Origin of the sequence: Parashewanella tropica (assembly GCF_004358445.1) — a bacterium.
Lineage (GTDB): Bacteria > Pseudomonadota > Gammaproteobacteria > Enterobacterales > Shewanellaceae > Parashewanella > Parashewanella tropica.
In genome coordinates this window covers 1,488,376-1,502,353 of sequence record NZ_CP037951.1, presented here as the reverse complement: position 1 = coordinate 1,502,353, position 13,978 = coordinate 1,488,376, and the positions used below count along the sequence as shown (strand labels likewise).

The following is a 13,978-nucleotide window of genomic DNA, read 5'->3' as shown; positions in this document are numbered from 1 at the left end:
TAAGGTTAACTAAAGGTAGGTAACATGACTAGCAGTTCAGAATTATCACTCATTTATCTTGATTCAAATGCAACTACACCAGTACACCCTGCTGCAGCACAGGCTGTCATGAATACCATGACCCAAACCTTTGGTAATCCAAGTAGTTCTCATATCACAGGTATTCGCGCCAAAGATATTATGGAAAAAACTCGTCAAGCGGGTAAAAAACTATTAAACATTGAAAAAGGCCAATTAATATTTACCAGTGGTGCGACTGAGGGGATCCAAACTGCGATTCTTTCAGCTTTGGTTGAAGCAAAGAAAAAAATCCAGCCAAATAAGCAATATTACATTCTTTATGGCGCAACTGAGCATAAAGCGGTTCCGAATTCCCTAAATCATTGGAATGAGCTACTTGGCATACACGCACAAGTGAAAGCCATACCTGTCGATAGCTTAGGCAAGCTAGATCTGAATTTCATCGCTGAGCATGCTGAAGATTCATTGATGATTTGTACCATGGCGGTTAATAATGAAACTGGGGTTTATCAAGATTTATCCGCTCTAGAAACCGCAATTAGAACTCACAATCCACAAGTTTTTTGGATGGTGGATTGTGTGCAAGCGCTTGGTAAGCGAGATTTAAATATCGAAAATACCAGCATTGATTACGCCCCTTTTAGTGGTCATAAGCTGTATGCACCGAAAGGCATCGGTTTTATGTATGTTCGTTCCAGTGCACCATTTACGCCATTCATTGCAGGAGGCGGCCAAGAAAGCGGTCAACGCTCTGGAACAGAAAACTTACCCGGTATTGCTTCGTTAAAAGCGATATTTGATATTTTAAACAACGATAGCGAATACCAGTTTTCTAGCCACCAGCAACTTGAAAAGTATCGACTGCAAATCATCAAAGCACTCAAAAAAGCCTTTGGCGATGTTGTCTTAAACCACTCATTAGAAAACACGGTGCCAACAACTATCAACTTTGCAGTTCCCGGCTTTAGCAGCAAAGAGATTATGGATTTGTTTGATGCTGCGAACATTCGCGTTAGCTCTGGCTCCGCGTGCTCTTCTAAAGTCACTCGTAGCTTTGTGTTAGACGCAATGGGCTTACCTGCTTGGCAAAGTGAATCAGCCATTCGAATGTCATTTGGCCCAATGTTTACACAACAAGAATGTGATCAAGCTTGCAACCGAATCCTCTCTACCGCAAAAGCACTAAAACAAAGCTGCCTAATTGATACTTCTGAGATCAATGAAACACCATTAGATGGCTTAATTGAACTCCGTTCTGGCAATAATTGTTGCTGGTTATTTACCGATAAAAAAACCAAAACCGCAGTAATTATTGACCCTGTCCACGAACTCATACATCGCATTGTCAATATTGTTCATTGCCAAGGACTTAAGCTTACTGCGGTTTTAGATACTCATGGTCATGCCGATCATGAATCTTCACGCACTGAAATTATTAAAGCGCTAAATATGTCCACTGATACTTGTCATTTAGGCTGGCCAAACTCAGCAAATGACATTAAGGTTTGTGGTCAAACTTATCCTTGTATCAACATTGGTAATCGTAAATTAATCAAAGTTGCTACAGCAGGTCACACAAGCGATAGTGTAAGTTACTTATTAACTGATGCATTTGATTCTGTATATCAGCCTAACTTGTGCCACTTTGCATTCTGCGGCGATACTATTCTGATGGGCAGCTTAGGTCGAACTAATTTTGAAACCAGTTCAGCAGCAGATATGTTTGAGAGTTTGCAACTGTTAAATAATCTGGTTGGCGAACAATCTTTAATTTGTGCTAGTCATGACTATTACAACGAATTTACCACCACAATTGCTCTAGAAAGAGGTCGCAATCAACTCCTTAATGCCGTGTTATCTAAAAATATTGATGTAGGCGCTTTCTGTATTCAAAAAGCTGAATTGGATGCTCACTTAAATGATGAACAAGGTGGCGAAATTCAATGTGGCGCTTATGTTGAAGTTGATACTGCTTTAAAAATTAAAGAATACGATAAAGAAAGTTTGGCGCAATTACTTAAAGTAAACCAAGATATTAGATTAGTGGATATTCGTGAGCCGCATGAATATGCTTTACAGCACAGTGACGATGTCGAATTAAACGTACCTATGACTCGACTGGTTCAATTTATTGATGAGTGTTCAAGTCAGAAAAAAGACAACTATGTTCTTGTATGTCGTAGTGGCTCCCGCTCTTTAGTTGTAGCGCAAGCTCTTGGACGACTTGGATTTGAAAATATTGGACACTTAAAAGGAGGTTACGCCTTAGGGTTATAACCTCTCTTATCTCCAGCCCATTATTTAAATGGTGCTGGAGATAGTAAAACCACTGATTTGCTTCGCCAACTCATTGGCATCTACTTCTAATTGTTCTCCGACCATAGAAGCTTTTTGAGCCGCAATTAACACTTCACTCGCGTTGTTCTTGATCACTTGAGTACTGGTATTAACTTGCTCTGTCGCTTCCCTCTGTTCGGTTACAATTTCCGCCACTTGCTGGATCAAGCCAACAACTCTAGACACCTGCTGAGTTAAGTTCGTAATAGTTTCACTCACCTCATGAGCTTGATTAACGCCGTTATTCGCCTTCAGAGTCCCTGATTCCATTGCAGAAACGGCTCTAGAGGTTGATTTTTGGATTTGTTCAATCATCCCTCTAATTTCATCGGTTGAGCTTGCAGTACGGCTTGCAAGTGTTCTTACTTCATCAGCCACGACTGCAAACCCTCGCCCCTGCTCACCTGCTCTAGCGGCCTCAATTGCGGCATTTAATGCCAGTAGGTTTGTTTGCTCTGCAATTTCATGGATAACCTCCACCACTTTGCCGATGTCATTGGCATAAACCGCTAATTGGTTAATGACTTCAGCACCTTGGCTGACTTCCTCGGCGATTTGATTGATTTCACTCACAGTCTGTTTGATCACTTGCTGACCGAGATCTACGTCTTTTTGAGTTTCAACCGTAATTTGGGTTGCAGCTTGGGTATTTTCATCAACAGCGTTGACCGAGGTTACAAGCTGATCAATAGCAGTGACCACTTGATAAGTTTTTTGTTGCTGAGAGTTTAAGCTGAACTCCACACTTGAGGTTTCTGATTTCACCTCATGACTTGCCGACACGACATTGTCACTTAACCGCTGAACATCGTGGATCAAGGTTCGAATACTGGCTAGCATTTTGTTGAATGATAATGCGATTTGATAAAACTCATCTTTAGCATCAATTTTTATGTCTTTACTCAAATCACCACACGCCATTTGTTCAGTCATTGATTTGATGACTGAAACATTCTGACTAATGGCACAATATGCCGAGAAGAAAAAGTAAAAACTGATTGCAATAACGCTTAATATCATTGCAACAACCCAATACATTTGTTGCTGTTGTGACTGTAATTTCGATGACAATTGGATCTCTAATAATTGCTTAGTTTCATCTGTCAAACGCGTTAAAACTTGCTGCTGATTTCTGCTTGATTTAGAAAATTGAGCCAAGCTAATCTCAAAACTATCTGGCTCTATTATTTTTTGATTGATTGTGTCGATGAGCTTCTCTGTATTGATTTCAACACTTCGTACACTTTGTTGCCAGCTTGCTTGATCTGAATAATATTCTTCGACTCTGTCCGCACTCTTTTTAAATAGAATTAACAACTCTTTCAGGCGATTATTGGTTGCCACTAGTTGAGTGTAGGTTTGCGGGGTAAATCTACCCGTTTCCAGAATTTTCAATGCTTGAGTACTGCTTCTTGAGCTAAATTCACTGACCACAAGTTGCTTAGTTAGATAAAACTCTGTGAGATAATAGATTGCGGGATCAGAGTCTAATGACAGCCCACTTTCTTCGGCAACACTCCCTTTCACTTCACTGGTTAAATCCGCTAATTGCTCCAACACTTTTGGCGTAAAACCTTTAGACAAAGATAAACTCTGTAATCCAGAAAATTGAGCTGAAGATCTTGGAAATGAAGCTGAATTATTTGACCAAAATTCCAGTTTAGCGGACAAATCAGCATAGCTAACTGCGCCCTGTCTCATATCTATTATCTCAAAAGCAAATGCATTGAACTGATCAATAATGTGTTTAGCTTCAAGCTTACGCTCGCTTATTTTTACATTTTCAGTTTGAAATTGAATGTAGCCATAGGCTCCAAAAATTAAAGGTAACAAGGTTACCGAGGCTAGCAACATAAACTTCTTTTTAAACGCTAACCGATTAAATAGCTTTATCCCTAAAGACAGTAATCCTGACATCTACCTATTACCTCTATTTTTATTTCGCTTATTCGAGCATTCCCTTCCATCGAATAGAGAAGGAAACCAGTTACAAGACCTTTAAAAACTGGAACTTATTTCACTTTATATCGGCAATGGTTAACAAAATATTAGTGCAATGATAAAAACTCTCGAAATCATATATAACCAAACGATATATAAATTAATTTCATTAGATCAATTCAATATGCTTTACTGATTTAAGTTCGCAACAGTAAATCACGCGGATCGATACACCAAATTAACGGAAAAATGAATAAATGATCATCGGAAGCCAAACCAGCCTAAAAGGAGTTATGCAACAGCTTGAGCTTGTCTCAGCTACTGACTCTACGGTATTAATATTGGGTGAAACAGGTACGGGTAAAGAAGTAATTGCACGCCATTTACACATGCACTCTTCTCGACAGCAACAAGCTTTTATCAGAGTAAACTGTGGTGCCGTAGCTTCGGAGCTGATCGATTCTGAATTATTTGGTCATGAAAAAGGCAGTTTTACTGGAGCAACAAACCAAAAACGTGGTTGGTTTGAACAAGCGGATGGCGGCACATTATTCTTAGACGAAGTTGCAGAGCTGAGTTTAGCTGCACAAGTTAGATTACTGAGAGTGATCCAAGAAGGCACTCTTAGACGTGTTGGCAGTGAACAAGAAATCAAAGTAGACGTGAGAGTTATTGCTGCAACCCATAAGAATTTAACCGACGAAGTTCAGCACAAACGATTTCGTGAAGACCTACTGTTCAGGTTGAATGTCTTTCCTATCAATCTACCACCACTAAAACATAGACTTGATGACATTCAAGCCCTATCAGAGCAGTTTGCAAGTCAAGCGGCAAACACTTTAGCACTACCTATTTGTTTTCCAACTCAACAGCAAATTCACTATCTACAGCAACACTCATGGCCGGGTAATGTACGTGAACTACAAGCGGTGATTGAACGAGCCGCCATCTTAGGGAGAGGAAAGCGATTAGCGATAGAAAGTGCACTATTTATCAAAAATAGTGATATCAAACTCGCTGAACCACTAAAAAGTCATGATTCCCAAAGCCTTCAACTTCGTACAGATGAACCTATTTTTGCCAAATTAGACGACGTGATTGTTCAGCACATTCGGCAGGCACTGAAAAAGAGCTATGGTCGTGTAGAAGGCCCTTTCGGAGCCGCAAAGCTCTTGGGCATAAACCCAAGCACTTTACGTTCAAAAATAAGAAAATATGGTATTACACCAAATCAAGCGCCTGCTGTAGATCATTTATAAGATCTTCAGGTGCTTCTACACCAATACTCAAACGGATCATCGAATCTGAAATTCCTGCTTCATGTCGTAATTCAGGAGATACTGCAGCATGAGTGGTTGTCGCAGGATGACACGCTAAGCTTTCTAAATCACCTAAGCTCACAGCTTGAGTAAATAGATTTAGATTGTCCAAAACTTTTTGGCAAGCCGCTTCGCCTCCCACCAGCTCAAAACTCACTAGCCCACCAAAATGCCCTACCGACTCCGATGCAACTTGGTGGTATGGGCTTGATTTCAAACCTGAGTAATGAACCCTTTCGACTTTAGGATGATTTTCCAAAAACTCAGCAACGTGCATCGCACCTTTTTGATGCGCTTCCATTCGTAAAGGTAAAGTTCTTAAGCCGCGAGAAAGTGAGTAAGCGTCTTGAGGACCAATTGATGCCCCAACATGCTTCAACCCTACCGTTCTCACCTGTTCCATTAATGAACTCGAGCCAGCTACAACACCAGCAATGATATCGCCGTGACCACTCAAATACTTAGTGGCACTGTGCATAACAAGGTCCATCCCATGCTCTAATGGACGGAATAAATACGGAGAATATAAGGTATTGTCACAAACAGTAATCGCGTCGACCTTTTCAGCCGCTTTTTTTACTTTACGGAAGTCATTTACGGCTACTGTTGGGTTTGAAATTGACTCGAATAAAATAATCTTGGTCTGCGGGTGAATGCGTTCCAGTAAATCTTCATCACTGTAATAACGATGAACGTTAACGCCAAAGCGAGTCAACGTTTGGCTTAACATTGCAGAACTCCCACCGTATACCGGCTCGACCACAGCGACATGATCACCTTGATGACACAAGGCAATAAAAATACTACTTAAAGCAGCCATGCCACTAGACACAACCAAAGCCTGTTCAGCCCCTTCGATTTTTGCAATGGTTTGCTCCAGAGCATTGACGGTAGGGTTCGCCATTCGGCTATAAATAAAGCCCTGCTCTTGCCCAGAAAATCGTGCTCTCCCCGATTCAAAATCCTGATAATCGTAAGTGCTACTTTGGTAAATAGGAATGTTCAACGCGCCGTGTTGATCTTCAATTTTATGAGAGTGTAATACTTTTGTTTTAAATTTCATTGTTATTCTTTCACTTTCTATAAGTAATGTAATTCAGCAACATCAGGATGAGATCGTAATCGTCCTTTTAAAATGTTTTCGCCAACTTGATAAAATAACGGATTATTTGGGTCGCTATCTGGACCATTTGCTTGCTTCTTTAGATGTTCTGGCAAATCTAATAAAGGCACATCGGTGTCCAACCTTGGCCATAAGAAAAACGCGCAAGAATATCTGTCTTGTTCTGACTGAGGGCTAACAACGCGATGCACAGTCGCCTTTAAATATCCATCTGATGCCAGTTCTAATAACTCACCAATGTTGACAATTAAGGTACCCGGTTTAGGTGGTACAGGTAACCAGCCATCATCAGTTTCAACTTCTAAACCCGACACTTCATCTTGAATAACAAAAGTAAGAAAGCCTGAGTCTTTATGGGCTCCAACACCTTGGCTAGAACCTTGTTGTTGCTTTGGATAGCGAATTATCTTTGTATGTGGGTGTGGAGCTTGAGAAAAACTAGCATCAAATGTATTAGGGTCTTGCTCTAAGGATTCAGCAAACGCCTTGAGTAAAAGCACTCCGATATTTGTCAGTTTATCTTGAAAGTTCAACATTTGTTGCTTCATGTGTGGTAACTGATTTGGCCATTGGTTGTTGCCGCGCATCTTCAACCAAATAGGAGATTCACCATTGATATAAGGTGTTGGCTCCTCTCTCATGAAGTCAAATTGTTCCCGTTGATCTTCCTCACCTAGCGTCAGTTCACTCCCTATTTGTGAATAACCACGGAAGTGAGGAGAGTGCTTCATTTCAATACTGAGCTTTTCTTCAGCAGGCAATGCAAAAAATGAATGCATTAATTCAAACGTATTTTTTTGAATAGAGGTATCTAAGCCGTGACCATCCAGATAGAAAAAACCAACCTCTTTGCTGGTTTCTCTTAACTGCTTTAGGAAATCTTGTTTTTGTTCTCCACCCGCCAAATATTGGCTGAATGTGAGAGTTGGAAGTGGCTTCATTAGCTAACCTCAGTTTATTTACTACTAGAGCATATAAGGCTAAAAGCGTGCCAACTCTTAATCTATTGATATTAAAAGGTTTTTAAGTTCCAGTATTTAAAGCTACTAAATAAGAAGGGAAAACCGCTATATCTAACGGTTTTTATTTGAAAAAAGAATTACAGATTTTTTTTTATGGGATTTAGAACAGCTATCTTTCTATAGGAAATTTGAAGTAATAAGAATCATACGGTACGAAACAAGCTATTGGACAATTTCGTGTTTGTCCGCGAAAAATCAAATGCAATTTAAAATATGATTTTCAATTCAATATGGAATCGTGTTACTCGGTGTTTGATAAAACTGATTCGTGCTATTGCTGTGAACACTAGCAGCTAAACATTGAAATTGATTTTTTTTACAGTTTGAAAAGTTCGATTTTTCAGCTAAAAATACACCTAGCTGTTTCATATAACGTAATCAAGTGTTCTGTTGTTTTCTTCATCTGTTGCAAATTTAAATCTAAATGTTCTGAGTCCACAAGTTTATTCCAATCAGTAATTTTAAGATTTTGTTCAGGTGTAAGTATAATGTCTGACAAACAAAGACAGCTTGTTTGATACCCTATACGGTGAAGTCTAGTAGTTAACTCTGCCATTAGTGCTTTAGCGGTTTTGATATCGATATCCTTTTCGTTTAGCGCCTTAACTAATGTTTTCCCATGTACGTACTGGTATACATAAACTCGGTATTCAGTTTTCTGGCTTGTCACTATGAATGATTCAAATACATGGGATGTTGCACCACATTCATTTAGCCTTTGCACTCTGCTTGGTGAGGCATTTCGTTTTGCGCTTGAAGAGTTATCTGGGTGAATCTTTATTGATAGCGGCGGAAAACCATTGTTCATCTGTATCTTGAAAATTGATGCATCTCGTAAATCTTTTGAACGTTTAATAATTCGAACTTCAACCCCCTTGATTTGATTAAGAAAGAACAAAATAGAGTCTGCGTTTGTTAAATCAATCTGTTGATTAGCCAGTAACGACTTTAATGTGCTGATTAGTTCGCTTTGAGAAGGTGTGCAGCATGCTTCTGTATTATTTATCTCGCAGGTGCTACCACTGGCTTGCTCCAATGTCTCTTGTTGTTCTGGAATTTCTTCACTTTTCCTTATGCTCCGAGAAAAAGAAACACTGCCATTAGCATGTAAGGTAACAGTAGAAAGCATAGTACTTGGTTAAACTATGGATGATATAAAAACTTTAGTTTTTGTTTACAATGTATGTCATTAATAATTTTTTATATTTAGCAATTCATCACTCTAAATTGTAACCAGCGTTGGGGTAAAAGTAATCTAGAATAATTCTTAATTACTCTACAACATCAACCTTGAAATAGTCCTTTTCAATCCAAAGATTAACTGCACTGACAAATTCATTGTTTACAAACAACATAGGAATCTTGGAACGCTCCCAAGTTGGAACTTTCAACTCTTGCCAGACTTTCTTTAAAGCCCGCGATTTTTGCCTAAAATGAGGATTGCACAAGGTACTGCCAGCGAGATTAAAACGTAAACTGAACTGTGCTGATTTAGGTAGGGTAAGTTGAAAAATGGTTTGGGATAAATCCAAATGACGCTTATCAGACAAGGAAACCTGATAATTATTAAGCACTAAATCATCTAAACTACCAAGTTCAATCGTCTCAAGTGGACGTTTACAAATAGCATCTGTTGAAAAAGCAAATACTTGATTTTGATAACGACGCACCGTTAACCCAGAAACATTCAGCTCAACACTCGCATCAGATTTTGCGTTTAAGATTTGGTCTAGCACTTCATCTAACTGGACTTTTGAAGGAATGGGTAATTGTAACAAGCTAATAAAAGCTCGAAATACCTGTCGTTGCCAAGGTCTAGATTCAGCATCAAAGCCAGAGAGGTTCAATACTTTTTCTGCAAATGGCGAGTCAGCCAAATAACATGTTAATTTTTCATTCACAACTTCATCTAATAAGGCTTGCTGTTCACCGCAAAGCTCTGCACTTCGGCTTGCTGTCGTCGCAATAGACGACCAGCGTTGCTTTAATGCCGGTATGATTTTAAGGCGTAAGAAGTTACGGTCAAAACTGTCGTCTTGATTGCTATCATCTTCGATATGGGAAAGTTGGTGTTGCTGAGCAAAATCTTGAATCTCAGCCTTACTCAAATTCAACAAGGGTCGACATTGAATAACGTCTTTTTCGATGACTTGTACGCTAGCCATTCCCGACAAACCTTTTGGTCCTTGCCCTCGCTTAAGTGCAAGTAACAAGGTTTCCAACTGATCATCTTGATGATGCGCTGTCAGTAACACATCACCTTCGTTCATTTCCTCTAATAAAGCTTGATATCGTGCTTTTCTCGCTTCAGCCTCTAAGCTCAAACGCGCACCTTGCTTTACCGTTACAGATTTAGCGATAAAAGGAAGCTGATATTGATTTGCCCGTTGTTCACAATGCTTCTGCCAATCATCCGCATAGATGCTCAAACCGTGATTTATGTACACCAGCTTCATTGATAACTGTGGCTGACGCAGTTTTAATTGACTCAAAATAAACGCCAAGACTTCAGAATCAACACCACCGCTATATCCTAAAACGATGGTGCATTGTTCTAATTGGGCAATTGAGGTTAATGTTTGCCAAACATCCTCTATCAAGTCCAATTGCCTCACTAGAACATCATCCTAACTTTATCGGGTCCCATCATGGTTTGCAGTGACAATAGTAAATCATCGGTTGGATTGATGCGCCAATCTTCCCCTAGAGTAAACTGCCCTTTTGCTTCTGGCAAATGGTAGTTTATAACAACTGGAACTGTACCCTGCTCACGCCAAGGTGACATGGTTTCTTTAAAAGACTCAAGTAATGAATGAGAAAGCTGTTCGCCTTCCATATCAATTTCCACCGCTTTTGCATAGTGACTACGAGCATCACTAATATCGACAACATTTCGAGCGGTCATGCGGTTGCCACCTGAAAAATCATCAACACTGACCTCGCCTTCACAAATCAGTACTCGGTCTTTTTCAATCAAGTGCTGAAACTTTTCAAAGGCATCGGTGAAGAACATTACCTCTAAACGGCCACTTTTATCATCTAGCGTCACCAAGCCCATTTTCGAGCCACGCTTAGTCATCATGACACGACTGGCAATCACCAGACCAGCAATTTTAACCGTTTTGCCCCGCCCTGTTGGATGGGTATCTTTTAAGCGACCATTGGTGTAGTACTTAAGCTCTTTCAGGTACTGATTGATAGGATGACCAGTTAGATACAAACCTAATGTGTCTCGTTCACCTTCAAGCCATACTTTATCAGGCCAAGGGGTGCAATCTACAAATTGCTGTTTGACATCATCAGGTTCTGTATTGAGCAAACCAAACATATCACCTTGACCAATCGCTGCCGCTTTAGAATGTTGATCAGCGGCTTTTATCGCTTCTGGTAGCGTTTCCATCATAGACGCACGATGTGGACCTAAATTATCTAAGGCACCTGCACAAATTAGCTTTTCAATCACTCGGCGGTTGAGCTTTTTCAAATCAATACGAGCACAAAAATCGAATAAATCTTTAAATGTCCCACCTTGTTCACGTGCTTCGATGATGGACTCTACAGGCCCTTCACCCACCCCTTTAATCGCGCCAATGCCGTAAACAATGTTCTGTTCATCATCTACGGTAAATTTGTACAAGCCTTTGTTTACATCCGGTGGCAGCAAAGGCAATCCCATTCGTTCACATTCATCAACCAGCGTCACCACTTTGTCGGTGTTATCCATATCCGCCGACATAACGGCCGCCATAAACTCTGATGGATAGTGAGTTTTAAGCCACAATGTTTGATAAGAAACGAGCGCATAAGCGGCTGAGTGAGATTTGTTAAATCCATAACCAGCGAACTTTTCAACCAAGTCGAAAATCTTCATGGAGAGTTCGCCATCAACACCGTTTTTGATAGCGCCTTCTTCAAACGTACCACGCTGCTTAGCCATTTCTTCTGGCTTTTTCTTACCCATTGCACGACGCAGCATATCCGCGCCACCAAGAGTGTAACCAGCCAAAACCTGTGCAATCTGCATTACCTGCTCTTGGTACAAAATAATGCCGTAAGTTGGCTCAAGAATGGGTTTTAATGATTCGTGTTGCCATTGTTGATCAGGATAAGATACTTCTTCACGGCCATGCTTACGCTCGATAAAGTTATCTACCATACCCGATTGCAGAGGACCAGGACGGAACAGCGCTACCAATGCGATCATATCTTCGAAGCAATCGGGTTGTAGACGCTTAATTAGATCTTTCATACCACGAGATTCAAGCTGGAATACGGCTGTGGTTTCATAGCGTTGCAGTAACTTGAACGATTTAGCGTCATCAAGTGGAATAGCGTCAATGTTCACAGGCTCTAAACCTTGTTGGGCCTGACGACGATTCACCATTTCCAACGCCCAATCGACAATGGTTAAGGTTCTTAACCCCAAGAAGTCGAACTTAACTAAGCCTGCTGTTTCTACGTCATTCTTATCAAACTGAGTAACGGGGTTTTTACCTTCTGAATCACAGTAAAGTGGTGCAAAATCAGTAATCGTAGTTGGTGAAATAACAACACCACCGGCGTGCTTACCGGCATTTCGTGTTACACCTTCAAGCTTGCGACACATATCAATAAGATCGCGTACTTCTTCATCAGCATCGTATGCTTCTGGTAACCCTGGTTCAGCTTCAAACGCTTTTGCTAACGTCATCCCTGGTTCTGCAGGAACCATTTTCGATATACGGTCAACAAATCCATAAGGATGGCCCAGTACACGTCCGACATCTCGAATTACTGCCTTTGCCGCCATGGTTCCAAAGGTGATAATTTGCGATACCGCATCTCGTCCATATAGCTCAGCAACGTGGTCAATTACCTCGTCACGTCTATCCATGCAAAAGTCGATATCGAAATCGGGCATGGATACACGTTCTGGGTTCAAGAAACGTTCGAATAGTAAGTCAAATTCTAATGGATCAAGATCGGTAATTTTTAGAGCGTAAGCCACCAAAGAACCCGCACCAGAACCACGTCCGGGCCCAACTGGAATACCATGATCTTTACCCCACTGGATAAATTCCATTACGATCAAAAAGTAGCCTGGGAATCCCATTTGGTTTACAACTTTAAGCTCGATATCTAAACGTTCATCGTACTCTTTACGCTTTTCTTTTCGCTCTTTTTCATCTGGGAATAAAAACTCAAGTCTTTCTTCTAGCCCTTCTTCTGATTTCGCAACAAGAAAGTCTTCAATCGACATATCCCCTGTTGGAAAGTTAGGAAGGAAATACTCACCAAGACGAACTGTGACATTACAGCGCTTAGCAATTTCAACTGAATTTTGTAGAGCTTCAGGGATATCCTCAAAAAGCTCACACATTTCATCTTCTGTCCGAAGATATTGTTGCTCACTGTATTTTTTAGGGCGTCGAGTATCCGCCAAAGTATAACCGTCATGAATAGCGACTCGAATTTCATGCGCCTCGAAGTCATCTTTTTCTAAAAAGACCACTTGGTTGGTAGCAACAATTGGTAAATCGGTCTGTAAGCCAAGCTCTACCGCCATGTGTAAATAACGTTCTTCGTCTGGTCGACCTGTTCTTAATAGTTCTAAATAATAACGATCATGAAAATGCGATCGATAAAAATCAGCCAACTGTTCAACTTGAGCTTGGTTGCCTTTGAGTAAAGCCTGACCTATATCACCGTCCTTACCACCAGACAGTAAAATAATGCCAGCATTGTATTTAACCAGCCATTCTTGATCGATAACGGTTTTTCCTTTGAAGTCACCACGCAGATATGCCTGACTTATCAATTGAGTCAGATTTTGGTAACCATCGTTATCCATTGCCAGTACTGTTATGGCACACAGTTCATCAAATTCAGGTACTGACACCCAAAAATCAGCACCGATAATCGGTTTGATCCCCGCTCCATGACATCCTCCATAGAACTTCACTAATCCACAAAGATTATTTTGATCGGTAAGAGCAATGGCTGGCATTTCCAGCTCATCTGCACGAGCAAGAATAGGCTTAACCTTGGCAACACCATCAGACATTGAGAAGTCACTGTGGACGCGAAGATGAACGAAACGTGGTTCTGGCATATACTTATTTCTTATATGATTATTACTATTTAAAATATAAAGGTGACAGATTTCTGACACCTTATGATCTGAATCAAAGAAAAGCTCTTTTTTAGAACAAGAAGTTACAATAGAGCTTTAATTC

General features: G+C 40.4%; 8 protein-coding genes. 2 read left to right on the top strand and 6 right to left on the bottom strand.

What is annotated here, in order from left to right:
• Nucleotides 1-24 precede the first annotated feature (24 nt).
• Entirely contained in the window at nt 25-2,298 is a 2,274-nt protein-coding gene (locus tag E2H97_RS06400) for an aminotransferase class V-fold PLP-dependent enzyme (RefSeq protein ID WP_133406366.1), read from the top strand.
• A gap of 24 nt (nt 2,299-2,322) precedes the next feature.
• Here E2H97_RS06400 and E2H97_RS18780 read toward each other — a convergent pair whose 3' ends face one another.
• Nucleotides 2,323-4,275, bottom strand: a complete 1,953-nt coding sequence (locus E2H97_RS18780; RefSeq protein WP_133406365.1) for a methyl-accepting chemotaxis protein — start codon at nt 4,273-4,275, stop codon at nt 2,323-2,325.
• Between the two features lie 281 nt (nt 4,276-4,556).
• Between E2H97_RS18780 and E2H97_RS06390 the strand changes: the two genes are divergently transcribed.
• A complete protein-coding gene (locus tag E2H97_RS06390) occupies nt 4,557-5,558 on the top strand; it encodes a sigma-54 interaction domain-containing protein (RefSeq protein WP_133406364.1) in 1,002 nt (333 codons plus the stop codon).
• Here the strand turns inward: E2H97_RS06390 and E2H97_RS06385 are convergent.
• From E2H97_RS06385 to dnaE, 5 genes are all read right to left on the bottom strand, one after another.
• Nucleotides 5,521-6,681, bottom strand: a complete 1,161-nt coding sequence (locus tag E2H97_RS06385; RefSeq protein ID WP_133406363.1) for a trans-sulfuration enzyme family protein — start codon at nt 6,679-6,681, stop codon at nt 5,521-5,523. The two genes, E2H97_RS06390 and E2H97_RS06385, sit on opposite strands and share 38 nt — an antisense overlap.
• Nucleotides 6,682-6,698: 17 nt before the next feature.
• Nucleotides 6,699-7,682, bottom strand: coding sequence for an isopenicillin N synthase family dioxygenase (locus E2H97_RS06380; protein ID WP_133406362.1), 984 nt, complete (start codon nt 7,680-7,682; stop codon nt 6,699-6,701).
• 421 nt (nt 7,683-8,103) lie between these two features.
• Nucleotides 8,104-8,892 (bottom strand): hypothetical protein, encoded by a 789-nt coding sequence (locus E2H97_RS06375; RefSeq protein WP_133406361.1) that lies wholly within the window; start codon nt 8,890-8,892, stop codon nt 8,104-8,106.
• A gap of 142 nt (nt 8,893-9,034) precedes the next feature.
• Nucleotides 9,035-10,369, bottom strand: a complete 1,335-nt coding sequence (gene tilS / locus E2H97_RS06370) for a tRNA lysidine(34) synthetase TilS (protein WP_170308254.1) — start codon at nt 10,367-10,369, stop codon at nt 9,035-9,037.
• Between the two features lie 8 nt (nt 10,370-10,377).
• The gene (dnaE, locus tag E2H97_RS06365) at nt 10,378-13,854 is read right to left on the bottom strand and encodes a DNA polymerase III subunit alpha (RefSeq protein ID WP_133406359.1); all 3,477 of its coding nucleotides are present in this window, start codon (nt 13,852-13,854) and stop codon (nt 10,378-10,380) included.
• Nucleotides 13,855-13,978 lie beyond the last annotated feature (124 nt).

Bases quoted from the DNA above. Each gene is read 5' to 3' on its own strand.
- E2H97_RS06375 (WP_133406361.1), bottom strand. From the start codon at position 8,892: ATGCTTTCTACTGTTACCTTACATGCTAATGGCAGTGTTTCTTTTTCT.
- E2H97_RS06385 (WP_133406363.1), bottom strand. From the start codon at position 6,681: ATGAAATTTAAAACAAAAGTATTACACTCTCATAAAATTGAAGATCAA.
- E2H97_RS06380 (WP_133406362.1), bottom strand. From the start codon at position 7,682: ATGAAGCCACTTCCAACTCTCACATTCAGCCAATATTTGGCGGGTGGA.
- E2H97_RS06400 (WP_133406366.1), top strand. From the start codon at position 25: ATGACTAGCAGTTCAGAATTATCACTCATTTATCTTGATTCAAATGCA.
- E2H97_RS06390 (WP_133406364.1), top strand. From the start codon at position 4,557: ATGATCATCGGAAGCCAAACCAGCCTAAAAGGAGTTATGCAACAGCTT.
- dnaE (WP_133406359.1), bottom strand. From the start codon at position 13,854: ATGCCAGAACCACGTTTCGTTCATCTTCGCGTCCACAGTGACTTCTCA.
- E2H97_RS18780 (WP_133406365.1), bottom strand. From the start codon at position 4,275: ATGTCAGGATTACTGTCTTTAGGGATAAAGCTATTTAATCGGTTAGCG.